Annotated in this window: 22 protein-coding genes; 5 read left to right on the forward strand and 17 right to left on the reverse strand. The window is 66.1% G+C overall.

Annotated features, from left to right (window positions below; translation table 11 throughout):
* Positions 1-2: 2 nt before the first annotated feature.
* Entirely contained in the window at positions 3-2144 is a 2142-nt protein-coding gene (locus tag DAT35_RS24590; RefSeq protein WP_108069571.1) for a mucoidy inhibitor MuiA family protein, read from the reverse strand.
* Between the two features lie 75 nt (positions 2145-2219).
* Positions 2220-2639: a hypothetical protein gene (locus DAT35_RS24595; RefSeq protein ID WP_108069572.1), complete on the reverse strand. Its 420-nt coding sequence runs from the start codon at positions 2637-2639 to the stop codon at positions 2220-2222.
* A gap of 155 nt (positions 2640-2794) precedes the next feature.
* On the opposite strand from DAT35_RS24595, the gene DAT35_RS24600 reads away from it, so the two are divergent.
* The gene (locus DAT35_RS24600; protein WP_158501859.1) at positions 2795-3613 is read left to right on the forward strand and encodes a penicillin-binding transpeptidase domain-containing protein; all 819 of its coding nucleotides are present in this window, start codon (positions 2795-2797) and stop codon (positions 3611-3613) included.
* A 370-nt stretch (positions 3614-3983) separates the two neighbouring features.
* On the opposite strand, the gene DAT35_RS24610 is transcribed toward DAT35_RS24600, so the two are convergent.
* The 13 genes from DAT35_RS24610 to metK (DAT35_RS24665) all read right to left on the reverse strand — a co-directional run bounded on the left by DAT35_RS24610 (position 3984) and on the right by metK (DAT35_RS24665) (position 17595).
* Positions 3984-4127 (reverse strand): adenosylhomocysteinase, encoded by a 144-nt coding sequence (locus DAT35_RS24610; protein WP_108069575.1) that lies wholly within the window; start codon positions 4125-4127, stop codon positions 3984-3986.
* A gap of 113 nt (positions 4128-4240) precedes the next feature.
* A complete protein-coding gene (gene metK / locus DAT35_RS24615) occupies positions 4241-5416 on the reverse strand; it encodes a methionine adenosyltransferase (protein ID WP_108069576.1) in 1176 nt (391 codons plus the stop codon).
* Between the two features lie 215 nt (positions 5417-5631).
* On the reverse strand, positions 5632-6288 hold the full coding sequence (locus DAT35_RS24620; protein WP_108069577.1) for a YceI family protein: 657 nt from the start codon (positions 6286-6288) through the stop codon (positions 5632-5634).
* Positions 6289-6514: 226 nt separating this feature from the next.
* Positions 6515-7003: a nuclear transport factor 2 family protein gene (locus tag DAT35_RS24625; RefSeq protein ID WP_199242981.1), complete on the reverse strand. Its 489-nt coding sequence runs from the start codon at positions 7001-7003 to the stop codon at positions 6515-6517.
* Positions 7004-7063: 60 nt separating this feature from the next.
* Entirely contained in the window at positions 7064-7717 is a 654-nt protein-coding gene (locus tag DAT35_RS24630; protein WP_108069579.1) for an O-methyltransferase, read from the reverse strand.
* A 19-nt stretch (positions 7718-7736) separates the two neighbouring features.
* Positions 7737-8603, reverse strand: a complete 867-nt coding sequence (locus tag DAT35_RS59985) for a TauD/TfdA family dioxygenase (protein ID WP_369946026.1) — start codon at positions 8601-8603, stop codon at positions 7737-7739.
* A 101-nt stretch (positions 8604-8704) separates the two neighbouring features.
* Positions 8705-10288, reverse strand: a complete 1584-nt coding sequence (locus DAT35_RS59990) for an AMP-binding protein (protein WP_199242983.1) — start codon at positions 10286-10288, stop codon at positions 8705-8707.
* A gap of 3 nt (positions 10289-10291) precedes the next feature.
* Positions 10292-10948 (reverse strand): thermostable hemolysin, encoded by a 657-nt coding sequence (locus DAT35_RS24640; protein WP_108069580.1) that lies wholly within the window; start codon positions 10946-10948, stop codon positions 10292-10294.
* Between the two features lie 213 nt (positions 10949-11161).
* The gene (locus DAT35_RS24645) at positions 11162-12166 is read right to left on the reverse strand and encodes a methyltransferase (protein WP_108069581.1); all 1005 of its coding nucleotides are present in this window, start codon (positions 12164-12166) and stop codon (positions 11162-11164) included.
* 27 nt (positions 12167-12193) lie between these two features.
* Positions 12194-13633, reverse strand: coding sequence for an amidase (locus DAT35_RS24650; RefSeq protein ID WP_108069582.1), 1440 nt, complete (start codon positions 13631-13633; stop codon positions 12194-12196).
* Positions 13634-13699: 66 nt separating this feature from the next.
* A complete protein-coding gene (locus tag DAT35_RS24655) occupies positions 13700-14317 on the reverse strand; it encodes a flavodoxin family protein (RefSeq protein ID WP_108069583.1) in 618 nt (205 codons plus the stop codon).
* Positions 14318-14622: 305 nt separating this feature from the next.
* Positions 14623-16149 (reverse strand): amidohydrolase family protein, encoded by a 1527-nt coding sequence (locus DAT35_RS24660; RefSeq protein ID WP_108069584.1) that lies wholly within the window; start codon positions 16147-16149, stop codon positions 14623-14625.
* Positions 16150-16419: 270 nt separating this feature from the next.
* Positions 16420-17595, reverse strand: a complete 1176-nt coding sequence (gene metK / locus DAT35_RS24665; RefSeq protein ID WP_108069585.1) for a methionine adenosyltransferase — start codon at positions 17593-17595, stop codon at positions 16420-16422.
* A gap of 232 nt (positions 17596-17827) precedes the next feature.
* On the opposite strand from metK (DAT35_RS24665), the gene DAT35_RS24670 reads away from it, so the two are divergent.
* The 4 genes from DAT35_RS24670 to DAT35_RS24685 all read left to right on the forward strand — a co-directional run bounded on the left by DAT35_RS24670 (position 17828) and on the right by DAT35_RS24685 (position 24505).
* Complete coding sequence (locus tag DAT35_RS24670) at positions 17828-18406, forward strand: ABC transporter substrate-binding protein (RefSeq protein WP_108069586.1); 579 nt, start codon at positions 17828-17830, stop codon at positions 18404-18406.
* A gap of 111 nt (positions 18407-18517) precedes the next feature.
* Positions 18518-20614, forward strand: a complete 2097-nt coding sequence (locus tag DAT35_RS24675; protein ID WP_108069587.1) for a site-specific recombinase — start codon at positions 18518-18520, stop codon at positions 20612-20614.
* A gap of 196 nt (positions 20615-20810) precedes the next feature.
* Positions 20811-23450 carry an RND family transporter gene (locus DAT35_RS24680; RefSeq protein ID WP_108069588.1) on the forward strand — a complete coding sequence of 880 codons (2640 nt, stop codon included), beginning with the start codon at positions 20811-20813 and terminating at the stop codon, positions 23448-23450.
* Between the two features lie 23 nt (positions 23451-23473).
* Positions 23474-24505, forward strand: a complete 1032-nt coding sequence (locus DAT35_RS24685) for a catalase (protein WP_108069589.1) — start codon at positions 23474-23476, stop codon at positions 24503-24505.
* A gap of 3 nt (positions 24506-24508) precedes the next feature.
* Here the strand turns inward: DAT35_RS24685 and ureG are convergent, their stop codons facing one another.
* Positions 24509-25234, reverse strand: a complete 726-nt coding sequence (ureG, locus tag DAT35_RS24690) for an urease accessory protein UreG (RefSeq protein ID WP_108069590.1) — start codon at positions 25232-25234, stop codon at positions 24509-24511.
* Between the two features lie 8 nt (positions 25235-25242).
* Positions 25243-25905 carry an urease accessory protein UreF gene (locus tag DAT35_RS24695; protein WP_108069591.1) on the reverse strand — a complete coding sequence of 221 codons (663 nt, stop codon included), beginning with the start codon at positions 25903-25905 and terminating at the stop codon, positions 25243-25245.
* Between the last annotated feature and the right edge of the window lie 4 nt (positions 25906-25909).

The following is a 25909-nucleotide window of genomic DNA, read 5'->3' on the forward strand; positions in this document are numbered from 1 at the left end:
CGCTACTGCGACTGCTCCAGGCGCCAGCCCTTCGGGTGGCGGACGGTGTAAAGGAAGGACACCCCCTGCTTCTGCGAGGGCGGCACCGACAGACGCCACACCAGTGTGCCCTCGTCCGGATCCTGTTCAGCGAAGGGCTCGGTGCGCACGAGCTTCACCTCCACGTCCTCGCTGCGCGACAGCGGCCACTGGTCGTGGATGCGCACCGGGAGGGCAAAGGGGTAGGGGTTGGCCACCTCGATGGTGACGAGGTACTCGGTGAGCTCGTCCTTGCCGATGAAGCCCTTCTCGGACGTCACGAGCTTCACGTTGCGCACCGGGCGCACCGCGGCGTCGATGCCGAGCGGCAGGGTGAAGGGCTCGCCCGGGGACACCAGCGAGAGCCGGGCTTGGCCCGCGGGGTCCGCTCCGACGAAGAGCTGCGCGTCGCCTCCGGGCATCACCTGCCGGGAGGGGCTGCGCAGCTCCGCCACGAGGAAGGCATTCGGGGTGAGGGCGGGGTACAGCTTGCGCTCCACCTGCACCGGCCATGTCTCGGTGAAGAGGGGGACGCGGCGCTCGCCCTTGCCGCTGCGCACCGTCTCGCGGCGCTGCGCGGGGAAGGTGAGGGCATAGCCACCCGCGAGTGAGGCGGGCAGGTTCGGATCCAACTCGGGCCGCCGCCAGCCCGTTGGCGGTTCGAGGCCCACGGGGACAGCCACCTCGCTCACCGCTCTGCGCCCGGCAAATTCCTGGTTCACGCTGACGCCGGCGCTGGTCGAACCGACGTCGACGGTGGGCCCGCCTGAGATGAGCACCTCCTCGACTGCGGTCTCGGGAAGCAGCTCCGTGTTCACCCGGAGGGTGCGGCCCAGACGCAGTTGGATCTCCGAACGACGGAAGGGCCTGAACGACTCCTTGTCGTACTGCAGGGTGTAGGTGCCCGGCGGGAGCTGGGGAATGCGGTACTGGCCCGAGACATCCGTCACCACGACCTGCTCCCCCTGGAGGCTGGGAGAGGTCGCCGTGACGACCACATCCGACACGGGATTCTTCGTCTCCGCGTTCACGACCGTACCAATGATGATGCTGCTTCCCTCCGTCTGGCGGCTTCCCTCCATCTGGGACGTCTGGGCCGGCGGAGGCTTCTGTGCCGACGGAGCCGGTGTGGAGCGGCCAGCGAGCGCGAGAAGCCTGTCGCGAAGCCGAGCGTCCTCACTGGGCTCCCTGAGTGGAGGAGGCGGCGCGGGCGGCGGGGAGCGCCAGGAGTCAGCGACCGGGGCGGGCATGGGAATGAAGCGCTCGCGCTGGCCGATCTTCCAGGTGGCGAGCTCCGGCACGGTGGTGGCAGAGGCGGGAATGGCGGTGCTGAGCGTGAGCGCCGCGTCCTCCCAGTCCTCGCCCGTCTCCTGGCTGACGCGGCCGGCGAAGGCCACCTGCACACGGTTGGACTCGGGCTCGAGCCGCAGCTCATAGGCAGGGTACCAGCGCGCGCCCGTGGTGACATAGGTGAGCGTGAGCGTCGCGGGGCCCTGGCCCGAGAGGGTGGGGACGACCTCCAGGCCCGAGCGGGACGGCGCGCCCCCGAGCTTCCGTGCCTCCTGGACACGCTGGGAGAGGTCGCGCTCGAGCGCCTCCTCGCGCTGGGAGACGTCGCGCAGCTTCGCCTGGAGGCGAGCGGTGGCCTCCACCACGAAGTCGGTGGCGGCGCGCCAACCAGAGGCATCGAGCCGGGAGGGGCCCTGCGGTGCGTTCTTTCCGGGAGCGGTGGGGACGTCCTCCTCCGAGGCGACGGGCCGCACCTGACCGAGCGCGGTGAGTTGGGCGGTATAGGCCTCGCGCTCGGAGCGGACCTGGGTGAGCTGGTCATCGAGCCGCTCCAGTTCGGTGACGAGCCGGCGGGCGTCGGTGGCGGGCAGGACGTCGGGTTGCGCCGAGCGGATGTCCACCCGTGTCACCTCGGCCCCCTGGGCCTCGACGCGAATGCTGGAGGGGTCCACCGAGCCATACAGCAACGGCAGCTCCACACGTTGGGAGCCGGAGAGGCTCACCCGAGCGGTGCGCACCACGCGCGCCCGGTCGCTGTAGACGGTGACCGAGGTGACGGGAGCATCCACCGCCGCGAGCCAGAGCGCGCTCAGGGCCGAAAGTCCGAGGACGGGCATTCCTCTTTGTAGCGTCACCGCCTCCGTGCCGTCATCTGCCTCTACCGGAATGCACCCGGAGTGCTTCCGGGGAGCTCACTTCAACGGGGCGAGCACGCGGAACAGAGCGAGCAACAAGACCGCGAGGGACAGGACGCCGAGCACGATGGCCGCGCGAGCGATGAACCGTCCACCGCGAGAAGCACGGCCCTTGCTGATGCGGGCGATCTCCCACGCGCTGAGCGGCAGGGCGACGAGCCCGAGCGGCGGGATGCAGAAGACGAGTGTTCCGAGCAGCACGGTGCAGACGGTCAGGAGCGAGACTTTCTCATCGGGACCGCTCGGGGCGAATCCGTTCGAAGCACGCTGGAGCCGGTCCACGCACGTCACGCAGTACATCCCGCCCTGGAGGCGAAGGATGCAGGAGGCACAGGCGAAGCGGCCACAGCGCAAGCACGTGTCGAGCGCGAGAGCCTCAATGTGGTCCGAGCAATACGCCTCGGCGGGAGCGGACATGGAGGCGCATTGAAGCACAAGGCGGCTCGCGGCCCTCCTGCGGGCAATGAACCACTCCTCACGCGGCTTCGGAGCCGCGCTCTCCTCTCATGCGCCATTGGCCCACACCTTGCTCCAGGGGCCCCGCGTTCCACTCCACCGCTCAAGGAGCCCTCATGACCCGAGCCCTCCCCGCCCTGCTGCTGACCCTCGCACTCCTCATGGCCACCCGCGCCCGAGCAGAACCCACCGCCGCGCCAGCCCCGGCGAAGAAACACCCTGGCTGCTTCGTGCTGATGGACCTGAAGACGGGAGAGCTGAAACGCAACGACGCCGAGCTCTGTGCGAAGCGCCTCCCACCCGCGTCGACCTTCAAGGTACCGCACGCGCTCATCGCGCTGGAAACGGGCGTGGTGACGGACCCGGCGGCACCGCGCAAGTGGGACGGGAAGAAGCGCGACATCGCCGAGTGGAACCGGGACCACTCGCTGGAGTCGGCCATCCGCTACTCGGCCTTGTGGTTCTTCCAGGGCACGGCGAAACAGATTGGCCGCGAGCGGATGAAGGACTGGGTGCACCGCTTCGGCTACGGCAACGAGGACACCTCCGGAGAGCTGACGAGCTTCTGGCTCGGAGGCCCGCTGCGCATCTCTCCCGAGGAGCAGGTGCGCTTCCTGGCCCGCCTGTACCGCGGCGAGCTGCCGGTGAGCGAGCGCTCGCGCGAGACGGTGAAGCGAATCCTGGTGCAGTCACCGGACACGGCGCCGGAGCGGATGAAGCGGCTGGCGGGGCCGTGGCCGTCGGGCGCGGTGGTGAGCGGGAAGACTGGCACGACGCACACGAAGGAGGACGGAGACGTGAGCTGGCTGGTGGGCCACGTGCGCTCACCTGGGGGCGAGTACGTCTTCGCGAGCCTGGTGACAGGCGAGCACCTCGAGGGCCCCATCGCGCTCCACGCCGCCGTAGACGAGCTCCAGGCGCTCGGCATGCTCTAAAGAGCGAGCCTCGGGTTCCCCTCCTCCATTGAGCTATGTTCACTCCCCGTGGAACCCATCCTGGGAACCCATCCTGAAGGAGAGCACCTTGCGCAAGAGAATCGTGAAGCTGGTCTTTACCCTGGGAGTCATGACCGGGGGCGCCGTGGGAGCATTTTCGCAAAGCGAGGCGGAAGCCGCTCCCGAGTGTCCGGGCTACTGCGTCGATGCGGAGTGTACCTGCGTGATTCGATGCTGGAGGAATCCGAGCAACCCGGGCAGTTGCATGTGTGAGGACTTCTGCGTTGTCGAGTGAGTCAGGAGCCTCGGAGCGGGTGCACGCGGTGCTGATGGCGCTGCGGATGGGCGCCGGCGCGTGCACCCGGCCCGGTCAGGTCCCCTCCTGCCAGGAGGCCAGGTGCTTCTCCTGCTCGGGCGTGAGCTTGTCGATCTTCACGCCCAGGGCCCTGAGCTTCAGCCGGGCGATCTCCTGGTCCAGGTGCTCGGGCACGGCGTAGACCTTCTCCCTGGCCATGGAGAAGTCCTGGTGAGAGGTGAAAAAAGAAAACGCGCGTGAGCCTTACGGGGGCCCACGCGCGTTTCAACACCAGGAACTCTCGAGCGTTGACGGTCCGCCAACGCCCTGCTTCAGACCGCCTTCAGGTGCGCGGCAGACGGTCCCACCGCCTCACGCAGCTCGTCCTTCTTGTCCGTGCGCTCCCAGGTGAACTCCTTCTCCGTCCGCCCGAAGTGCCCGTACGCCGCCGTCTTCTGGTAGATGGGCCTCAGCAGGTCCAGGTACTCCGTGATTTCGCGCGGCTTGAGTCCGAACGTGCGGCGGATGGCCGTCTGGATCTTCTCCTCGGGCACGGTGGCCGTGCCAAAGGTCTCCACCAGCACGCTGACAGGGTCTGCCACGCCGATGGCGTAGGACACCTGCACCTCGCACCGGCGCGCCAGGCCCGCTGCCACCACCGTCTTGGCGATGTGCCGGCCCATGTACGCCGCCGACCGGTCCACCTTGGACGGATCCTTGCCCGAGAAGGCACCGCCTCCGTGACGACCCATGCCTCCGTAGGTGTCCACGATGATCTTGCGGCCCGTGACGCCCGAGTCCCCCATGGGGCCTCCGATGACGAAGCGCCCCGTGGGGTTGATGTAAACCTTCGTCTTCGCGTCGATGAGCTTCTTGGGCAGCGCCTTGGCGATGACATCCTCGCGGATGGCCTCGTGGATGCGCTTGTTGGAGATGTCGTCCGAGTGCTGCGTGGACACCACCACCGCGTCGATACGGACCGGGCGGCCGTCGCGGTACTCCACCGTCACCTGGCTCTTGCCGTCCGGGCGCAGCCAGTCGTGCGTCTTGCGGCGCACCTCGGCCAGACGCTTGGTGAGCGCGTGGGCGTAGTGGATGGGAGCCGGCATGAGGTCCGGCGTCTCGTCGCAGGCGAAGCCGAACATCATTCCCTGGTCGCCGGCGCCCTGCTCCTTCTTGTTGTCCACGCCCCGGGCGATGTCCTGGCTCTGGCCCTCGATGGCCACCATGACGCCACAGGTGTTGCCGTCATAGCCCATGGAGCTGTCGGTGTACCCGATGCGGCAGATGGTGCTGCGCACGATCTTCGGGATGTCGACGTAACAGTTGGTGGTCACCTCGCCAGCGACGATGGCCAGACCCGTCTTCACCAGGGTCTCCACGGCCACGCGGCCCTGGGGATCCTTGGCGAGGATGGCGTCCAGCACTCCGTCGGAGATCTGATCGGCGATCTTGTCCGGGTGCCCTTCGGTGACGGATTCAGAGGTGAACAGGTAGTCGGTCGGCATGTCTTTTTCGGGATGGTTGAACGCGCGCCGCTTCCGGCATGAGTCGCGGACACGCTGGACGTTGTGACGCTGGGCTCTAGAGAAGTCGAACCCAGAAGGCACCAGAAAGTCTGGGCGCAACTCCAGAGATCGACGATGCCTCTGTCTGTGAATGTCAAAAGAGGGGCCCCGTCACCGAAGCCCCTCCGGGCTACTGCACTACCCTGCAGGAACGACTACTTGGTGTCCTTGGCCGTCTTGGCCGGAGCCGGCTTGGCAGGAGCCGCCGCCGCGGGGGCCGGGGCCTGCTTCTTGTTCATCTCCAGGTCGAGGGTGATGGAGACCTCCTCACCCACCGCCACGCCGCCCGTCTCGAGGGCCGCGTTCCAGGACAGGCCGAAGTCCTTGCGGTTGATCTTCGTGGTGGCCGTGCCGCCGCGCTTGGTGTTGCCCCAGGGATCCTTCGACTCGGTGGTGAAGCCCTCCACGTTCAGCACGACCGGCTTGGTCACGCCGTGCAGGGTGAGGTCACCCGTCACCTTGAGGTTCTCACCGGCCTTCTCCACCTTCGAGGACTTGAAGGTGATGGTGGGGTACTTCGCGGTGTCGAAGAAGTCCGGGCCGCGCAGGTGCTCGTCGCGCTTGGGCTCGTTGGTGTTGAGCGAGTTGGTGTCGATGGTGGCCTCCACCGTCGACTTGGTGATGTCCTTCTCGTCGATGCTGGCCTTGCCGGTCACCTTGGAGAACGCGCCGCGCACGTTCGACACCATCAGGTGCTTCACGGAGAACTGCGCGCCCGAGTGGGCCGTGTCGATGTCAAAGTCGGCGGCGAACGCGAACGACGGAGCGGCGAGCACGACGGCGGCAACGACGGGCTTCAGCGAAAGCTTCATGATGTTCTTCTCCTAGAAAGTTGAGACTGCGAACGACAGGGGTTTCATCCACGCAGCGAGAAGCCGCGCATGGACAAAGTCGCGCAATGGGCCCCCTCGAGAACGAGGCCCCGGACCCATTGCGCCCGGGGCTATACCGAATCCCCCGGAGCCTGTGAAGTCATGGTGCGGTGGCGGGAAGCAGTTCAGCGGAGGCATAAGCCAACAACAGGGGTACAGCAGTCCCTCAGTCGGCTCCCCAGCCCGCGGGCGGCGAAGCCTTCCCCATGAGCAGGTTCCAGTATTCGACATTCCGAGAAACCAGGTCCTGACCATCGAAATAGAGCACGTTCGTCTCGATGAGGGTGACCCAGTGGTCCCCATCGGGGTTGAGTGCGGGGACTCGCATCGTGACCCAGAGCTCCACCACGGCGCGGTCACCCTCGACGAGCGGCTCGCCGTGCTTGACCGTGACATCGGACTGGCCCGCCGTGATGTTTTCCCAGTACGTGTGGATGGCCGACCGCCCGACGAACGTCTGGTCGTTCACGCTGGGGGTCGCCTCATAGATGGCGTCATCGGTGAACAACCGGGCCGCGGCGTCGGCATCCTTGGTCTCCCAGGCCTTGCCATACGCCTCAATCCAACGAACCACGTCCTCGCGCGACAGCGGCTCACCCGCACCACACGACACGAGACCCGATGCAGCCAGGGCAAGTCCCGCTGCGATCAGCATTCGACGGCTCATCATGGTTTCCTATTCGTTCTCGATGGAGGACTGAAGAAGACGCGGCCATCAGGGCTGGCGCAACGACAGCTCGATGCCATCCCCAAGTGGCAGGGAGACCGACACATAGCCAGAGCCTTGCGACCGGACCCGGTCGAGGTAGTTCTGGGGCAGCATCGACAGGTTGTCGGCCACCACGACGGTGCCAGGCCGCATCTTGGGTTCGAGGACTTCGAGGACCGGGAGGTAGAGCTCCTTGAATCCATCGAGCAGGATGAAATCGATCGGACCCGCGACGCCCGCGAGCGACTCCCGAGCATCTCCCTGGAGAATGCGAACGAACTCCTGCAGCCCGGTGCGTTCGATGTTCTCCTGCGCCTTGGAGATCTTCTGCTTGTTCATCTCCGAGCCCGTGACGAAGCCGACGCCGTTGTCGCGTACGGCCGCCGCGAGGTGGATGAGGGATGCGCCAAAGGAAGTCCCAAACTCCACGATGGTCGTCGGGCGCAGCATGCGCACCAACATGTACAACAGACGGCCGACCTCCGGTCGCACGGGCATGGCCGCATCGACGCAGAGATCACTCATCTGGGCCAGCGTCGGAGGCGCATCCCAGCCCGCCGCGATGGCTCGAGCACGCTCGATAACATTCGAGTCGCGCTGCGAGGCGGAGAGGATCTCCGCGATCACACCCTGGATACGAGGCTCTTCGAGACAGAACATGGTCACCGGTACCAAGAAGTCAGACGAGCGCCGGGTTGAGGTAGCTCAGCGCGTTGTAGATTTTACGACCCGTGTCCTCGATGGCACGCCTGCCGTGCATCACACGCGTGTTGTCGATGAGGGCGATGTCGCCGTCCTGCCAGTCGATGTTGACCGTCAACTCGTCCGTGAGCTTGCGCATCTCCTCGAGGAGGCCGGCCGAGATGTCGCGCCCGTCCGCGAAGAAGATACGCGGGGCCTCGTAGTTGTACGAAGGACCGAAGATGCTGTTGGCCCAGGCCAGACCCGAACCGAACCGCGAGCGCAGCACGGCCGGAGTGCGGAACGAGTAGAGGATGGACTTGTCCGGCTTGACATCGATCGTGGTGGTCCCCTGTTCATCCACCAGCGCGTTCAGGTGCTCGATTCCAATCTCCTCCATCGGAATCTTTCCCTCGCGGTTGTGGTAGACGAACAGCTTCCACTTCTGCTCCTCGACACGGCGCTCGTAGATGATGGCCTGATCCAGGAATTGCTTGCGGGCGGATTCGCTCGCCTTCTCCCAGACCTCGTAACCGTCACACACCGTGGTCTGAGACCCGCGCGTCGCCGCACGCTCGCAGAAGAACCAGGTGAGATCCGGACGGAAGGGGCTGTTTCCGTTCTCGAGATGGAGCCCCATCGCATCCACACCGGCATCCACCTTCTGGGCGACGTTGCCACCATGGAACTTGCGCGCCGGATCCAGCGTCACCCGGGACGAGTAGCTCTTCACGAACTCGCTGAAGACGGACAGATCGGCGGGAAAGCCCCGGAAGATCAGGTACCCGCTGGTGGCGAGCTTCGCAATCACCGAACGGGGATCCAGATCCCGGAGTTGCTGGCCGGGCCGGCCCGTGACGATCAATCCCGAGTTCGCTCGGCACGGCCGGAGCTCACAGCCTGGAAGATCAGCGTTCCTTTGTTGAGAGTCGAGCATCTCGTATTCCCCCTGCATTTTCCTAGGTATCAGTGTGATGGAACTGCCATTTCCAGCGCTTGTGTCCGGATCGCGTCTTCGATAGCAGCCCGAATCGGACGACCCGTCACGGTGAAGAACCGCCGGTAGATCTCTTCGCGACCGGGTAGGATGTGAGCCACCTGGACGCGCTCAATCTCAGAGAGGTGGGCCGCACCGAACTCGGAGATGACCGCCCTCGCCTCCGCCACATCCTGGCCGGGCTTGACCAGGAAGAGCCCGTGCAGCGCCGGGAGGTGATTGCCCACCACGGCAACGGCATGGACGAACGGCAGGGTTGCGTACTGCGCCTCGACCCACTCCGGGGCGATGTTGCGTCCCGCCGACGTGATGATCACGTTCTTGATGCGGCCCGTGATGCGGACAAAACCCTCCTCGTCGATCCGCCCCAGGTCACCCGTGTGCAGCCATCCGTCCGCGTCGACCACACAGCTCGAGGGATCTGCCACTGTGTAGCCGGCGAACAGGGAAGTGCTCTTCACGAGCACCTCACCCTCCTCCGACAGACGCACCTGCACGTGAGGCAGCGGCTTGCCAACGGTGCCGATCCGCCGGGCACCGGGCCGGTTCCAGGTCACGACCGAGCCGTTTTCCGACAGGCCATACCCCTCGTAGATGGGGATGCCCATCTCGTCGAGCGCCGCCAGCACCTCGGTATCGATCGGGGCTCCGCCACAGCAGATCAACGGCACGGCGTCCGTACCGAAGAGGGACCGGCTCACGGACTGGCCCGCTTTCAGGGCCGCCGCCGCGCTCTGGCGGAACTCGTCGACCAGCGCCGGCGTGGCCACCAGGGCCGTGGGGCGCGCGGCCGCCAGGAAGGGCATCACCTTCGAGGGAGCCGCCATGGCCGTCCCCACCAGCGGAATCTCCGGCGGCAGGAGGACGAGCACGCCCCCATGGAGGATAACCATGTAGAGGGCCGTGACCTGCTCGATGAGCAGGCTCAGCGGCACCGTGCACAGGTACCGGCGAAAAGCCTCCGCCGGCATCTCTTGATCGAGCGACTCGAGGAGCGCATTGAGACCGCGCGCCCGGATTCGAACCCCCTTGGGACGCGAGGTCGTTCCCGACGTGTGGATGGTCTTGCAGATCCACTCCTCGTCCGGGTGCGCCAGCGAGAACGAGTCGGGTCCGGCGGCGATGAGCTCGTCCACATCCACGGACAGCACCGCGCCCGGCTCGCCCAGCAGATCCCTCCCCCACTCCGCGAGCCGCTTGCCGCCCTGCTCGTCCACCAGACAGATGTCCACCTCGCCGAGCAGGCTCGCGGCCTGCGTGCGCGAGAAGGCCAGAGGCACGGGGACCTCGATGACACGCTGCAGGATGCAAGCCAGATCGGCAACGATGAAGGCGGGTGTATTGCCGCACACCACGCCCACCCGCAGGACTCCGTCTCGAGCATCCGCGGAACGAGGCTTCGCCTCCGCCAGACGGGCCGCGAGCGCTTGTGCGGCCCGCGTCACCTGCCGGTAGGTGAAGCTCCGGGCAACGTCCCCACCGGGCCCCAGAACCTCGAGGAGGGTCCGCTCCGTGTCCGCGAGTCTTCCCAGCGCGATATCAATGCGTCGCATTCATTACCCCGCGGCGGACTGCGACTGTGGTCGATGATCGCCAACCAGCAAGGTGACCTCGGGATCCGCGAACGAGTACCGGCCGGTGGAGTTGGCGAACAACAAGGCGATGTCCTTCAAGGAGATGACCCCGGTCCTGGGGCCGCTCTCGTAGTAACTGCCCCACCGGTCCTGATCCGACGGATCGAGCCGCTCGCGCTCCGCCGCTTGAATGGGCGTGAAGGGGATGCTCAGCCGCGAGAACACCGTGACGAGCGCCGCCGTCGCGGTGCAGAGGATGTACTGCATGCCCAGGCACCAGGTGACGAGCGGAGTGAGGCGGATGATCTCACTTCCAGCGCCCCCCTTGCCACTGGCCAGGGCGCCGACCTCGATGATGCGCCGACGGTCCGCTTGCACGCCGGACACCCGCGAGATGGCCGCTTCGACCGTCTCGTCGAGATACCGTTCCGAGAAGAAGGGCCGCTCCGAACCAAACGTCAAGCCGGCGCAGGCATCGACCTTGAGAGAACCCCCGGGAGTCTCATCCATGAAACCGGCGAGAAACGCGTCAGGACGAGGCATCACATCCGCCCCATAGCTCGACGCATATTTCTGACGGACCAACTCCACACACGGATTCCACAATTCCGATGAACGGCGGATGAGGGAGATCCTCATAATTTGCTTCCGTAGGTTTGGATTTTAGGCCAAGAACAAAGCATGGGAGTGCTGCGCGCCCGCCCATTGGCAGGACACAGCGATGGCGAGCCCGCGCGCACATCGACATCTCAAACCATCGGGCTGGGTGAAGGACTGAAAGTGATTCTTTTTGGAGCGGGACGCAATGACAATCGCGTCCCGCTTTTCAGCAGGGTCCTGCGAACGTCAGGCTCAGGGCTTCTTTCCCACCACGAGCGACACCGACGACGGCAGCCGAATCACGTTGCTCTGCTTCAGGCCGGCCGCATCGAACCAGGTGTTGATCTCCTGGAGGCTGTAGGTGCGATCTCCAGAACAGGCGAACATCGCGAGGCTGAAAGCAGTGTTGTGCGCGTCGATCTTCTCCGTCTTGACGTCCTCCAGGACGATGACGATTCCGCCCGGATTGAGCGCACGGGAGATCTTCTTGAGGAGCTCCTGGTTCTCCTCGAACGTGTGGTTGTGCACGATCTCGAAGAGCAGCACGACATCGTAGCCCTCTCCGATCTGCTCCTTGAGGAAGTTTCCGCGGCGCAGCTCCACGCGCTGCGAGAGACCCTCCTTGGCAATCGCATGACCGGTATTCGCCAGCGCCTCGGGCAGATCCATCACCGTCGCGGTCAGCTGGGGGTGCTTCTTGCAGAAGGCCATCGAGTGCAGGCCGTGCGAACCACCGAGATCCAGCAGCCGGCGCGCCTTCTCCGGAACGGGAGCGGCCTCGACGATCGACGACACGGTCAAGGTCGACTTCACCTTCATGTAGTCCGAGAAGTCCTTGCCGGCCTCGGGGCGGTCAGCCCAGCGCTCCCACAGGGACTGCGCCGGCTTCCCATCCTTGATGGCCTGAGGGAGCTCCCACATGACGTTCCACAGCTCATAGCCCCACATCAGGGCGGGCATGAAGTTCTGGGGCGCCTTCGAGCTCAGCCACTGCTCCGCGATCGGACCGTGGCGGTAACGACCGTTCTCCTTGCTGAAATAGTTGACGGCGACGAGCACGTCGGCCAGCGCCTCGACACCCTGGACACTCGCACCGAGCTCCTTGGCCAGCTCGGCGGCAGTCAGGGCCCGGCCATCGAGCGCCTTGATGAGCCCCAGCTTGGCAGCGGAGACGAGCGCCGAATACTTGATGGTGGAACCAATGACATCATCAATGGGGTTGCCCACAAGAGCAGAGTCGTCAGTCGTATGGAACATAGGGAATTCTCCTTGAGAAACGATGGACTAATGAGTGTGCGCGGAGAGCGAAGGAAGACGGTTCGCCCAGGGCCGCGCCGTCTCGAGCTGACCTGCCAGGGAAAGCAGGCAGGCCTCGTCGCCGATACGACCCGAGAAATGGACTCCGACAGGTGTGCCATCCGCAGCTATACAAAGAGGGACTGACATTGCCGGTTGTCCGGTGAGGTTCGCCAGTGACGTATCTGCGACGAATTTGAGCGCGCGATCGAGTTGAACCCGGGGCGCTCCTGAATTGAGTACACCCAGCTTCGGTGCCGGCTCGGACGTCACGGTCGAAAGATGCACGTCGTAGCGGGCGTAGAACGAGGCGAGGCGGCGCGACACCTGCTGAAGCCGGGTGATGGTCTGCAGGTAGCGGGCGGCGCTGATCCTTCGCCCCTCCTCGTACAACCACCAGGTCGTCTCTTCGAACAGCTCCGGCTTCGGCTCACGTCCGCTGAGCGCGGCATAGCTGGAGATGGCGGAAGATACGCCCGCGGCCCATACGACGAGAAACAGTTCGTGCAATTCCGAGAAACGAACCGGCGGGACGTCCGACACGACCTCATGGCCGAGATCCGCACAAAGACCCGCGGCCTCCTTGATGGCTCGAACGCACTCGGGATGGAGCTGATCGTCCAGAGTGACTGCTATTCGCAGGGGCCGCGTGGGGCCAGAGCCCACGGCGTCCAGGAATCTGCCGGCGACGGGAGGAGCGAAATACGGATCACCCAGGGATGGACCCGCCACGGCATCGAGCAGGGCGGCGCTGTCGCGTACCGAGCGACTCACGACGAATTCCGAGGCCAACCCGTTCATCAAATCACCGACATCGGGTCCCATGGGAACACGAGCCCGAGTCGGTTTGAGACCGAAGACACCACAGCAGGACGCGGGGATGCGGATGGAACCGCCAGCGTCGTTGGCGTGTGCGACGGGGACGAGCCCGGCGGCGACAGCGGCCGCGGCTCCGCCACTGGAACCTCCAACAGAGAGCTGGAGGTTCCATGGGTTGCGTGTCACCCCGGTGAACGCGGGCTCGGTGGTTGGAAGCACCCCGAACTCCGCGGTATTGCTCTTCCCAAGCAGCAGGAGACCGGCACGCTTGAAGCGCAGGACGAGCTCACTGTCGTGCCCAGACACGAACCCGTCGAGAAACGCGGAGCCGACCGTCGTCGGCAGACCCGCGCACGAAGGACCGAGGTCCTTGTAGAGATAGGGAACACCCCACAGCGGTGAGTCCTTCAACTGCTCGGGCGCGGGACCTTCCGCGTCACGCAGCGCGCCCTCATACCGCTTGGAGACAACAGCGTTGATCTTCCCGTTGAACTGCTCGATGCGTTGAATTGCTGCCGTGACCAACTCTCGTGGCGTCACCTCATTTTGGCGTATGAGGTCAGCCTGGCCAACGGCATCCAGCTTCAGGATGTCATCAAGTCCAGTCATCTTGTCACAACCCGGCCGCCCCCCCTCGAACTGCACAGCCGGGTCGCCCCCTCTATGGCGTACTGCTCAGCTCTGCTGTGGTGTCCGTGCCGCCTTCTTGGAAGCCCGCCCCTCGATATACGTATGGGTGACTTCAGCGATACGCTTTCCGAGCGCTGCCGCGGTCCGCAGGTCCGACGCGGGGGGCGCGACGTCTCCGCCCTGATCGTTGTTGGACTGCGCCATGGCGCCGAGCCAGCTGCCGAGACGATTCAGATCCTCGCTGGACCCGGAGCTCGTGTTCCAACCTCCAAAGGAGGCCATGCCGACCCAGATCATCCCGTGCTGTGCGGCGAAAAGAGCCATCTCCACCAGCGTCTGCAGCTTGTCACCGCTCATGCAGCCGCTGTTCGTGAAGCCGCCGGCCACCTTGTCACGCCAACGGAGGTTGTCCCCCCAGGCGGCACTGGTGGCCTCGACGAATCGCCGGAACACCGCGCTCGACCCGCTCATATAGGTGGGCGAGCCCATGATGACCGCATCAGCCGCATCGATGGTCTTGAACAGCCCTTCGGAGAGCTCGTTGAGCGACAGGAGGTCCACGTGCGTGTCAGGTACGCTCTGTGCCCCCTCTGCTACAGACTGGGCCTGCTTGGCGGTGTGTCCATAACCACTGTGGTAGACGACCGCGATTCGCGCTTTCATGTTTCTCTGAGTACGTTTTTATTTTCCACCAGTCAACAACCAACTGATTGATTTGCGCAGATCGCCTGTTCTCCTCGTTCTCGACTGACGTTAGAGGAAGGTGACATGGAGGTAAAAATTACCGCCCCGCACATATGGTTTATGCACCAATATTTGAGCTAACAATCGTTGCACTGAGCAACTGACTCATCAATCAACTGACTCATCAATCAAGGCGATGAAGGCCGGGCTCCCGGCCAATGCAAATCGTGTTGTCAGGGATTTGCCACGCATTGCCATGGACTCCCCCCAGAGCGCAGGCCCTATCAAAAAAGCTCGAGCCGGACCCGGGCCTTCTTGAACAAATAGTCTCTCGACGCCTCGATCTCGGAACGAAGGCGGCCCAGGTCGACAGAGACGAGGGCTCCCCGCCACTTCCGAATCCTTCCAGCGACGATGACCGTGTCCACATTGCTGCGCTCCATCAGTGTCACGATGGCGCCCGGCACATTGTTGAGCGGTGCGACATTGATGGCATCCGTGCGCAGAAGGACGATGTCCGCCTCCTTCCCGGGAGTCAACGAACCGACCTTGTGGGAAAGATGCGCCACACGCGCCCCCTCCACAGTGGCAAAGCGGATCACATCACGGCAGGTGAGGAGCTTGGGTAGTTGCGCTTCCCCCTTGAGCGCACGCTCGTTGACGAGCCCCCGATGAAGCGTGAAGACGGTACGCATCTGGGTAAAGAAATCAGCGGTCATCGTGCACTCGACATCGCTGCTGAGCGATGGCTGGACACCGTGGTCGAGTGCGGTCTGGATCGGCGGCGTGCCGTGCCGCATGGTCAACTCGACCGGAGCGGCGATGGAGATGCCCGCCCCGGTATCCGCGATCACCTTCCAGGAGGCCTCCGAGAGGGAGGTGGCATGGAAGAATTCATTGTCTGATTTGATCAACCCCTCCCGGTCAAGTCGTTCCAGGGTCCTCGTATGACCGAACCCGCCGACGAGGTGAGACACGATGGGCACACCGAGCTGGCGAGCCAGAGCCCACTCCTCGCGGACCCCCCCGAGCTCCGCCCCCATCGCCAGGGTCAGCAGTTGGTCACTAGAGGAGAAGTACTGCTTTTGCAGCCGCAGGATGTCACGCGGGTAGGCGCAGCCAGCACCCATGCCCGACGAATAGGCATAGCGCACACGGCGTCCCGATTCCCGCAGCGCCCGAATGGCCGCATCCGAATGCTCCGGAGTGTGGTTCACCTGCGACGTGTCGACGACGGTCGTCACTCCGGCGTCCAACTGACTGAGCGAAGCATAGAGCTCGCCGATGTAGACGTCCTCCGGCCTGTAGACCGGCGTCAGTTGTCCCAGAACCAGGTTGAGATAGTTCTTCCTGCCGTGCGGTTGACCGTCGTCGGACAGCAGTCCCTCGGCCAGGAAGCTCCGCAACGCGGTTTGGAACTGATGGTGGTGGGTATCAATGAAGCCCGGCATGACGACCGTGCCCGTTGCGTCGATGATCGCCGCGTCCGTGACATTGAGCTCGGGCCCGATCGCCATGATCTTCTTGCCCTGGACCAGCACGTCCGCACGAGCGAAGTCCCCCACCTTCGGATCCATGCTGAGGACCGCACCTCCTTTCAGAAGGTATCGGCAACCCTCAGCACCGCTGTCCCGCGGCATTTCACCCGAACCCGACCCAGGCGCTGGCGCTGACACGGGGGCCGAAACAGGAGCCGCGGCCGCGGCACCGATGGATACGGTCCCCAATGCGAGAAACTGGCGACGGGATGCTCCCATCCTCAATGGGTTTCCATCTCGGACCATACCGGATTCGCAGAAATTTCCACTCATCTCGAATTCCCTTCACTCTCTGCTTTCACCGGTGCACTTGTAGTGACACCACGCGCGAAGCACCAGAGTGGTTTGCAGGAGCCAGCGGCGCCGAGCCTGAAGCTCACACGCCATTCATGGAACTCGAGTCTGACTTCCGGGAGGGCATCCACCACGATGCCCATGCCGGGCGCACCAAAGAAAACGAAAACGCGCGTGAGCCTTACGAGGGCCCACGCGCGTTTCAACACCAGGGAATGTCGAGCGTTGACGGTCCGCCAGCGCCCTGCTTCAGACCGCCTTCAGGTGCGCGGCAGACGGTCCCACCGCCTCACGCAGCTCGTCCTTCTTGTCCGTGCGCTCCCAGGTGAACTCCTTCTCCGTCCGCCCGAAGTGCCCGTACGCCGCCGTCTTCTGGTAGATGGGCCTCAGCAGGTCCAGGTACTCCGTGATTTCGCGCGGCTTGAGTCCGAACGTGCGGCGGATGGCCGTCTGGATCTTCTCCTCGGGCACGGTGGCCGTGCCAAAGGTCTCCACCAGCACGCTGACAGGGTCTGCCACGCCGATGGCGTAGGACACCTGCACCTCGCACCGGCGCGCCAGGCCCGCTGCCACCACCGTCTTGGCGATGTGCCGGCCCATGTACGCCGCCGACCGGTCCACCTTGGACGGGTCCTTACCCGAGAAGGCGCCGCCACCGTGACGGCCCATGCCTCCGTAGGTGTCCACGATGATCTTGCGACCCGTGACGCCCGAGTCCCCCATGGGGCCTCCGATGACGAAGCGCCCCGTGGGGTTGATGTAAACCTTCGTCTTCGCGTCGATGAGCTTCTTGGGCAGCGCCTTGGCGATGACGTCCTCGCGGATGGCCTCGTGGATGCGCTTGTTGGAGATGTCGTCCGAGTGCTGCGTGGACACCACCACCGCGTCGATGCGGACCGGACGGCCGTTGCGGTACTCCACCGTCACCTGGCTCTTGCCGTCCGGGCGCAGCCAGTCGTGCGTCTTGCGGCGCACGTCGGCCAGGCGCCGGGTGAGCGCGTGGGCGTAGTGGATGGGGGCCGGCATGAGGTCCGGCGTCTCGTCGCAGGCGAAGCCGAACATCATTCCCTGGTCGCCGGCTCCCTGCTCCTTCTTGTTGTCCACGCCCCGGGCGATGTCCTGGCTCTGGCCCTCGATGGCCACCATGACGCCGCAGGTGTGGCCGTCATAGCCCATGGAGCTGTCGGTGTACCCGATGCGGCAGATGGTGCTGCGCACGATCTTCGGGATGTCGACGTAACAGTTGGTGGTCACCTCGCCAGCGACGATGGCCAGGCCCGTCTTCACCAGGGTCTCCACGGCCACACGGCCCTGGGGATCCTTGGCGAGGATGGCGTCCAGCACGCCGTCGGAGATCTGGTCGGCGATCTTGTCCGGGTGCCCTTCGGTGACGGATTCGGAGGTGAACAGGTAGTCGGTCGGCATGTCTTCTTCAGGTAGGTAAACGCGCACCGCTTTTGGCGTGAAAACGCGGGCACACTAGACGTTGGGCTCTAGAGGAGTCAAACCCGGAGGAGCCCCCGAGAATTGCACTCCAGACCCACCTGGCAGGCGGCCCGCCCCCCGTGCCCTCCATCGGGTGACACGTGAATTTCGCGCGCCCCCGGCCGTTCCTCTGAGCTACAGAAACACGCCCTCTCTCCAAGGAAGGATCTGAATGAACGCCCGACTCCGTCCCCTCGCCCTGCTGGCCACCCTCACGCTCGCCCTGCCGGCGCTCGCCGCGCCCAATGAGCCCGTGGCCAAGCCGGTGAAGACCGTCGTCCAGTCCGTGCGCTACAGCAAGGATGACCTGGCCATCAAGCAGCTCGCCAACGAGCAGCAGGGCCGCTTCCTGCTCGGCGAGGAATGGGACAAGGGCACCGACGCCCAGCGCAAGGAGTTCATCAAGCTCTTCAACAGCCTCTTCTCGAAGATCGCCTTCCCCAAGGTGCGCGAGAACTTCAAAAACCTCTCCTCCATCACCTACGAGGACCCGGCGCTCGAGGGTGACAAGGCGAAGGTGAAGTCCACCATCGTCATCGAGCACCCCCTGAAGAAGCAGGAGATGAAGCTCCAGTATTCCGTGGTGAAGGAGGGCGGCGGCTGGAAGGTGCTGGACGTGGCGGTGCTCGGCGACTCGATGCTCACCGGCATCCGCGATGATCAGGTGCAGCCCATCCTGAAGCAGGGCGGCTGGGAGCACCTGCTGGACCTGATGCGCAAGAAGGAAGCCGAGCTGGGCGGCAAGAAGTAGTCGCACCTCGCGCTCCGGGAGCAGGCGGACAGGCGCCCGGAGGAGAAGGCGGTTGGAGGCGGGCGCCCGAGGACATAGCCTGGGGCGCTCCCCCCGCCGAGAGACTGGCCCATGTCCGCAACCCTCCTCCAGCCAGCCCCCGCGCGCGAAGGCCGCTCCTCCCGGGAGGTAGACGCCTTCTGCGTCGAGTTCGCCCCGCGAGCCCCGGGCCACCCAGCGGTAAGGGACCTGCAGAAGCTCCTGGCCGACGTGCCCGAGGAGGGGCTGGAAGCCCGCCTGGAGTGGGTGGAGCGATGTGTCGCCTGGCTGCGCGAGTCCAGGCCCGCGCTGGGATTGGTGGAGCCCGCCGAACCCGAGGCCCCCGCGGCGGTGACGCGTCTGGCCCTGCTCGTGCGCGTGCTGGAGGCCCGTGCGTCGTCCCGGGAGCCGGTGGCCGCGCTGGTGCGCGAGGTGATGGGCGGCACGAGCGGGTTGAGGCTCTTCTCCCAGGTGGGCCTGCCCGCGGGGCAGGGCTTCTTCGGCGAGGTGTCGGATCGGCTCGCGCGGCACCTGCTGCCCGCTCCGCCCGAGGACCACCAGCTCTCGGAGCTGCTGCTGCGCCTCTTTCCGGTGCCAGAGGATGCCGCCTGGCTGGAGACCCTGCCTCCGGCGCTGCTGGCGCGGCTCTCCACGCTGGTGGGAGGCAGTGCCCAACCCCCGGCGAGGGAACCGGAAGCGGTGATACGCACGGACCTGGTGGACGCCCTGGGCTTGTTGTCCGTGCAGACGGCGGCCCTGGGGCTGTCCGAGGATGTGCGGGAGCGCTGCCCCGAGGTGTCCTTCCGCGCCTCGCCCTTCCTGAAGCTGCGCCGGGTGTGCGAGGGCGTGCAGGCCCGCGACGCCGCGCCGGACTCACTGCGGGAGCTGGGCGACGTGGTGGAGGAGTGCCGGCAGGTGGTGGCCATCGTCTCCAGCCACCTGGAGCAGTACGGGGTGAGCGTGGACCTGGTGTACCGGCTGGAGCGCATCCGCCGGAGCCTGGAGCGGATGGAGGCCATCGCTCGGGTGCTGGGCGCGGCCCCGGGTGAGGCACGCTGGCGGGAGAGTCTCGCGCTGGTGGCGGACCTGCTGCGCCGGGCCCACACGGATCGCTCGGTGCGGGCGGTGGTGGCGAGCAACGCGCGGCTGCTGGCGCGCAAGGTCATCGAGCGCGCGGGCCACTCGGGCGAGCACTACATCACCAGCACCCGGGCCGAATACCACGCCATGGTGCATGCGGCGGCGGGCGGCGGGTTCATCACCGCCTTCACCGCCATCCTCAAGCTGTACGCGGCCACGCTCGCGCTGGCGCCCTTCTTCTATGGGCTGGCCCTCGCGGGCACCTACGTGGCCAGTTTCCTGATGATGCAGGCGACGGGCTCGGCACTGGCCACCAAGCAGCCCTCCATGACGGCGGCCACGCTGGGGAGTGCCATCGGCCAGGGCGGCTCGAGCGGACGGCTGTCGCACCTGATGGAGCTGATTCCCCGCATCACCCGCTCGCAGCTCGCCACGGCGGTGGGGAACATGGGCACGGTGCTGCCGGTGGCGGTGGCGCTGTCCATGGGCTTCGCCTGGTGGCAGGGGCGCCCGCTGCTCAACGCCGCCCAGGCGGACTACGTGGTGCACGCGCTGCACCCCTGGCACAGCGGCACCATCTTCTACGCGGCGCTGACCGGAGTGCTGCTGTGGCTCTCCAGTCTGGTGGCGGGGTGGCTGGAGAACTTCGCGGTGTACCACCGCCTCCCCGAGGCGATTGCCCACCACCGGGCACTGCGGCGGGCGCTGGGCGACTCCGGGGCGCGGAAGCTATCGGACGTCTTCGCGCACCACATCGCCGGACTGGGAGGCAACGTGAGCATCGGCGTGCTGCTGGCGCTGCCTCCGGTGGTGGGAGCCTTCTTTGGACTGCCGCTGGACGTGCGGCACGTGACGCTGTCCTTCGGGCAGCTGTGCCTGGCCGGGTTCGCCCTGGGGCCCAACGCCGTGCTGCGACCGGACTTCCTCGCGGCCCTGGGAGGCATCGGGCTCACCCTGGCCATCAACTTCGGAGTCTCCTTCTCGCTCGCCCTGGCCGTGGCCCTGCGCGCCCGGGACGTGCCCCTGTCGGACATGCTGCGGTTGGTGCGGCTGATGAGCGCGCGCTTCCTGAGGGACCCCCGCTCCTTCCTCCTTCCCCCTCGGGATTGAGCCCTCCCCCCTGGAAGTCACGAGGTCAGTCCGCTCTGGTTGAAATCCCGGACCCATAAGACGCGGGAATAACCTTCCCCTGTTCCTCTGCCAGAGGGAGGGGAAATCCCGAGGAAAATCCCCTTGGGCAGCCGGGCAGACGAGGGACACCGCCGTGCTTCTGGTAGGGGCGGTTCTCCGGTAGGGTCCGCGCCGAATGAGTAACTCGACCCACAAGCCGCCGCGCCTTGCTCTTGCTTATGCCGGCCTGCTGGTCCGCAGGCCCGGGCTCGTCCTCCTCGTGCTCCTCGCGCTGTTCGGCGTGTCGCTGTGGGGAACCACCAAGCTGACCATCAACTCCAACCAGCTGGACCTCATCTCGCAGGACCTCCCCGAGGTGAAGGAGGTCAAGCGCGTCATCGACATGGTCGGTGGCAGCGGCTACCTGATGCTGGCCCTGCGTGCCGACAGCGAGCCCACGCTCAAGAAGGTCGCCGACGACATCGCCGCGAAGCTGATGGCGGACAAGGAGCACGTCCGCTTCATCACCTACAAGGTGCCGGTCGAGTTCGTGCAGCAGAACATGGCCCTCTTCATCAAGACGGAGGACCTGGTCGAGGGCAAGCGCCGCATCATGGCGTGGCTCAAGGACCAGCTGCGCCGCAACAACCCCTTCTTCATCGAAATCCAGAAGACCGAGCCGGTGAAGCTCGAGCTGACCGACCTCATCAACAAGTACAGCAGCGTCGGCAAGAAGAGCATCCGCGACGACTACTACATCTCCAATGACCGGAAGATGGTGCTCATCCTCATCAAGCCGATGTGGGACTCCAACCAGCTCGGCAAGACGAAGGACTTCGTCGAGCAGCTGCGCAAGGACCTGGCGGCGTACTCGGCGGGTGGGGTGCAGCTCAAGGAAGACTATGACCTGATGGGCAACGACAAGCTCGTCGCCTACGGCTTCACGGGCTCCTACAAGACGGCGGTGGACGACTCGTACGCCATCGAGGAGTCGCTCCAGCCGGTGTCGCTCATCGCGTTCGCGGCCATCTTCGTCATCACCATCCTGGCCTTCCGCAAGTGGGTGCCCACCCTCATCGTGGCCAGCGGCACGGTCATCGGCACCATCATCACCATGGGCTTCACCTACATCACCGTGGGCGAGCTCAACATGATCACCAGCATCCTCGGTGGTCTGCTGATGGGCTTCGGCATCGACTACGGCATCCACTTCATCTTCCGCACGCGGCTGGAGCTGGGCCAGGGCAAGCCCTACGATCAGGCCATCCAGGACGCGGTGGTGAACGCGGGCCGGCCGGCGCTGGTGGCCGCGGTGGTGACGTCGGGCTCGTTCTTCGTGCTGATGCGCAGCGAGTTCCGCGGCTTCAGCCAGTTCGGCTTCCTGGCCGGATGCGGCACCTTCATCATCGGCGTGCTGCTGTTCGCCTGGAGCCCGGCGCTGCTGGCGATCGCCGGCCGCATCAACCCCACGTGGCCCAAGAAGCTCATCGGCGAGATGAAGCCGCCGGCCACGCAGAGCGCCTCCACGGGCAAGGAGCTGCGCATCCCCCGCCCCGGCCTGATGCTCGGGGTGAGCACCGTCATCGTGGGCGCCATGTGCGCCCTCGCCATCCCCTGGAGCGACGCGGACGTGCCCACGGACAAGCCCGCCTCCCTGGCGGAGCGCCTCAAGGCCGGCGTGCGCTTCAACTACAACAGCCGCGCCCTCATCCCCGAGGGCCAGCCGTCGGTGCGGCTCCAGGATGAGATCAGCCAGCGCTTCAACATCTCCAGCGATCCCATCGCCGTCTACACGAAGACGCTGGAGGAGACGAAGGCCGTCTACGACGAGCTCACCAATCCCAAGAACAAGGAGAAGTACTCCGCCATCGACCAGGTGGTGAGCATCTACACCTTCGTCCCGCCCCCGGAGACGGCCGCGGCCAACGCGAAGATCCTCGCCGAGTGGAAGGAGGAGCTGAAGGACATCGACGTGGCGGCGCTGCCTCCGGAGGCCCAGGACAAGGCGGCCCTCTTCATGAAGATGCTGGAGGCCCGGCCCTTCGACGTGCACGGCGTGCCGGACATCTACGCCTCGCAGTTCGTCCACCTGCCGGAGACGAAGCCGGAGAACCACGGCTACCTCACGTTCATCTACCCGAACGTGGACCTGTGGGACGGCAAGAAGATGCTCACCTTCGTGGACCAGACGAGCCACATCCCCACCCCCGAGGTGAAGGACGCCTCGGGCAAGGTGCTCGCCCCGGCGATGGAGCGGCGGGCGGCGGGCGCGGCTCCGCTGTTCGCTCGGCTGGCGCGCATCGTGCTCTCCGACGGCAAGTGGGCCATCTTCCTCGTCACGCTGTGGATTCTGGTGATGCACTTCGCGGACTTCCGCGACGTGAAGCTGGCGCTGGCCTCCGTCATCCCGCTCACAGTGGGTCTGGCGATGATGCTCGGCATCATGACGCTGTCGGACCTGCACCTGAACTTCATGAACATCATCATCTTGCCCATCCTCCTGGGCTTCGGGGTGAGTCACGGTCTGTACCTGCTGCACCGCTACCTGGAAGGCACCTCGCCGGTGGTGGCACTGCGCAGCGTGGGTGCCGCGGTGGCCTCGTCCACGCTGACGACGGCCGCAGGCTTCGCCGCTCTGCTCGCCGCCAGCCACAACGGCCTGAAGTCCATGGGCATCGTGGCGTGCATCGGCCTCATCACCACCCTGGTGGTGTCCTTCACGGTGCTCGCCGCGGTGATGCAGGTGATGTGGGACCGGCTGCCGCGCAAGCTGCAGGATGGTGTGCAGCAGGCTCCTGGCCAGCCCTCCGACAAGTCCAAGTCCGAGGCCGCCTGAAGCACTCCCGCTGAAGGCATGACATGCTGCGTCGGATGAACATCTCCGGCGCAACCGACTGGAAGGAAACCGTGGCTCCCGATGAGGTGGAGCGCTTCGAGCGCTACGCCTCCGAGCTGCGTGAGCTGCAGAAGAAGCATGCACGAGGGGGCCACCCCTCGCGCGCCCTGCACGCCAAGGGACACGTCGGAGCCACCGGCGAGCTCGTCGTCTCCAGCGGCCTCCCCGAGGCGCTCCGCGTCGCCGTCTTCGCCGAGCCCCGCTCCTGGCCCGTCTACGTGCGCTTCTCCAACGGCTCGGGCCGGCACCAGCGTGACCGCACCCCGGACGTGCGGGGCATGGCCCTCAAGCTCGTGGGCGTCCCGGGCCGCAAGCTCATCCCCGGCCTCGAGGACAAGCGCACCCAGGACTTCCTCTTCATCCACACCCCGGCAACGCCCTTCCCCACCCCCGACGAGTTCGTCTCCTTCGTCCGCGCCAACGCCACGGGGCCCGCGCTGCTCCTCCCGCGCCTCATCGGAACCTTCGGGCCCGGCCGCACCCTGGCGCTCCTCAAGCGCCTGGCCTCCATGCCCAAGGTGCCGTCCCTGGCCTCCGTGCCCTTCTACACGGCGCTGCCGCTCCGCTTCGGCACCATGGCCGCGAAGCTCGCCCTCTTCCCCGTGGGACCCTCTGCCGGAGGCACCGCGGACGCGCTTCGGGAGAACCTCATCTCCCGCCTGCGCTCCGGCCCGCTCTCGTGGAGCCTCCGCGTCCAGCTCTTCGTGGACGAGCGGACCACCCCCATCGAGAACGCCTCGGTGGTCTGGCCCGAGGACCGGGCTCCCTTCCACGAGCTGGCCCGGCTCACGCTGCCCCAGCAGGACGTCACGTCCGCGAGCGGCGCGAAGCTGGAGGAGCTCATCGACCGGATGTCGTTCGACCCGTGGCACGCCGTGGAGGAGCTGCGCCCGCTCGGAGCGATGATGCGGGCGCGGGCCATCGCCTACCGCGAGAGCGTCATCGAGCGGCAGGCCGCGCCCGAGCCCGATGACGTGGTGAAGCTCGCTGGGTAGACGTCAGGCCGCGCCCGTGGCCTTGCGCCACGCCTTGAGCAGGTGGTCGATGACCTCCTGCAGGCCCACGCCCTTCGTCACCTGGGTGAAGACGAAGGGCCCGTCGCCGCGCATCTTCTTCGCGTCGCGATCCATCACCGACAGGTCCGCGCCCACGTGCGGCGCCAGGTCCGTCTTGTTGATGACCAGCAGGTCCGACTGCGTGATGCCCGGCCCGCCCTTGCGCGGCACCTTGTCCCCGCCCGCCACGTCGATGACGTAGACGGTGTAGTCCGCCAGCTCGCGGCTGTACTGCGCCGCCAGGTTGTCGCCCCCGCTCTCCACGATGAGCAGCTCCGGCTTCAGCTCCTCCATCAGCTCCTCGAGCGCCAGCAGGTTGTGGCTGACGTCTTCGCGAATGGCCGCGTGCGGGCACCCGCCCGTCTCCACCGCCTTGATGCGCTCGGGCGACAGCGCCTTGTTGCGAACCAGGAACTCGGCATCCTCCTTGGTGAAGATGTCGTTGGTCACCACGCCCAGCCGGTAGGTGTCCCGCAGCGCCCGGCACAGCGCCAGCACCAGCGCCGTCTTCCCGCTCCCCACCGGCCCGCCGATGCCGATGGTAAAGGACCTCGACGAGAAGTCGCGCGTCTTGGGCTCGTCCCGCTCGTGGAAGTGGCCGGGGTGGTCCCACTCCTCATGCGTGTGGTCGTGGTCGTCGTGGCCGTGGCCGCGGTGGTCGTCGTGCATGGTTCACCTCAGGAAAGGAACAGCCGCGAGTAGAGCCGGTCGTGCGTGGAGCCCAGCAGGTCCATCAGGGGCGACGTCTGGGCCAGGGACTCCAGGCCCAGCCCGGCGCAGGACTCGAGCACCTCGTCCAGCAGCGGAGCGCACTGGTGCTGGAGTTGGTGGGACTCGTGCGTGCCCACGATGCCCATCCGCACCGCCGCGGACAGCGAGCCCCGCAGGGTGAGGGACAACAGGAGTTGCTGGGCATCCGACAGCTCGACGTCCAGCGCGCGCAGCACCGCCCCGAAGAGCGGCGCGTGGTGGTAGCGAACCCCCGCCTCTCGGGCCGCCTGCCGCAACGGGCCCACCGGCCCGGGGAAGATGCGCGCGCACGTGTCCAGGAAGGCCCGCCCCTGGGTGCGGCTCGCCCGGTTGGCCACATGGTTGGTGAAGAACGCCTCGGCGCGAGCGTCCAGCGCCTCCAGCGACGAGGGCGTGCGCCAAGCCTCGCTCAGCAGCGGCAGCGCACCATGCCCTGTCTGCCAGAGCAGCTCGCGCACGAACCGCGCCAGTCCCTCGCGGCCGCGCACCTCGCCCTGCTGCACCGCCGCCTCCAGGCCCCCCGAGTGCGCGAAGCCCCCGGTGGGGAAGCCCGAATCGGCCAGTTGCAGCACCCTCCACGGGTAGCCCATGGCC

This window comes from Vitiosangium sp. GDMCC 1.1324, from assembly GCF_003044305.1.
Classification (GTDB): Bacteria; Myxococcota; Myxococcia; order Myxococcales; family Myxococcaceae; genus Archangium.

Bases quoted from the DNA above. Each gene is read 5' to 3' on its own strand.
- DAT35_RS24590 (WP_108069571.1), bottom strand. From the start codon at position 2,144: ATGCCCGTCCTCGGACTTTCGGCCCTGAGCGCGCTCTGGCTCGCGGCG.
- DAT35_RS24595 (WP_108069572.1), bottom strand. From the start codon at position 2,639: ATGTCCGCTCCCGCCGAGGCGTATTGCTCGGACCACATTGAGGCTCTC.
- DAT35_RS24600 (WP_158501859.1), top strand. From the start codon at position 2,795: ATGACCCGAGCCCTCCCCGCCCTGCTGCTGACCCTCGCACTCCTCATG.
- DAT35_RS24610 (WP_108069575.1), bottom strand. From the start codon at position 4,127: ATGGCCAGGGAGAAGGTCTACGCCGTGCCCGAGCACCTGGACCAGGAG.
- metK (WP_108069576.1), bottom strand. From the start codon at position 5,416: ATGCCGACCGACTACCTGTTCACCTCTGAATCCGTCACCGAAGGGCAC.
- DAT35_RS24620 (WP_108069577.1), bottom strand. From the start codon at position 6,288: ATGAAGCTTTCGCTGAAGCCCGTCGTTGCCGCCGTCGTGCTCGCCGCT.
- DAT35_RS24625 (WP_199242981.1), bottom strand. From the start codon at position 7,003: ATGCTGATCGCAGCGGGACTTGCCCTGGCTGCATCGGGTCTCGTGTCG.
- DAT35_RS24630 (WP_108069579.1), bottom strand. From the start codon at position 7,717: ATGTTCTGTCTCGAAGAGCCTCGTATCCAGGGTGTGATCGCGGAGATC.
- DAT35_RS59990 (WP_199242983.1), bottom strand. From the start codon at position 10,288: ATGCGACGCATTGATATCGCGCTGGGAAGACTCGCGGACACGGAGCGG.
- DAT35_RS24640 (WP_108069580.1), bottom strand. From the start codon at position 10,948: ATGAGGATCTCCCTCATCCGCCGTTCATCGGAATTGTGGAATCCGTGT.
- DAT35_RS24645 (WP_108069581.1), bottom strand. From the start codon at position 12,166: ATGTTCCATACGACTGACGACTCTGCTCTTGTGGGCAACCCCATTGAT.
- DAT35_RS24650 (WP_108069582.1), bottom strand. From the start codon at position 13,633: ATGACTGGACTTGATGACATCCTGAAGCTGGATGCCGTTGGCCAGGCT.
- DAT35_RS24655 (WP_108069583.1), bottom strand. From the start codon at position 14,317: ATGAAAGCGCGAATCGCGGTCGTCTACCACAGTGGTTATGGACACACC.
- DAT35_RS24660 (WP_108069584.1), bottom strand. From the start codon at position 16,149: ATGAGTGGAAATTTCTGCGAATCCGGTATGGTCCGAGATGGAAACCCA.
- metK (WP_108069585.1), bottom strand. From the start codon at position 17,595: ATGCCGACCGACTACCTGTTCACCTCCGAATCCGTCACCGAAGGGCAC.
- DAT35_RS24670 (WP_108069586.1), top strand. From the start codon at position 17,828: ATGAACGCCCGACTCCGTCCCCTCGCCCTGCTGGCCACCCTCACGCTC.
- DAT35_RS24675 (WP_108069587.1), top strand. From the start codon at position 18,518: ATGTCCGCAACCCTCCTCCAGCCAGCCCCCGCGCGCGAAGGCCGCTCC.
- DAT35_RS24680 (WP_108069588.1), top strand. From the start codon at position 20,811: ATGAGTAACTCGACCCACAAGCCGCCGCGCCTTGCTCTTGCTTATGCC.
- DAT35_RS24685 (WP_108069589.1), top strand. From the start codon at position 23,474: ATGCTGCGTCGGATGAACATCTCCGGCGCAACCGACTGGAAGGAAACC.
- ureG (WP_108069590.1), bottom strand. From the start codon at position 25,234: ATGCACGACGACCACCGCGGCCACGGCCACGACGACCACGACCACACG.
- DAT35_RS24695 (WP_108069591.1), bottom strand. From the start codon at position 25,905: ATGGGCTACCCGTGGAGGGTGCTGCAACTGGCCGATTCGGGCTTCCCC.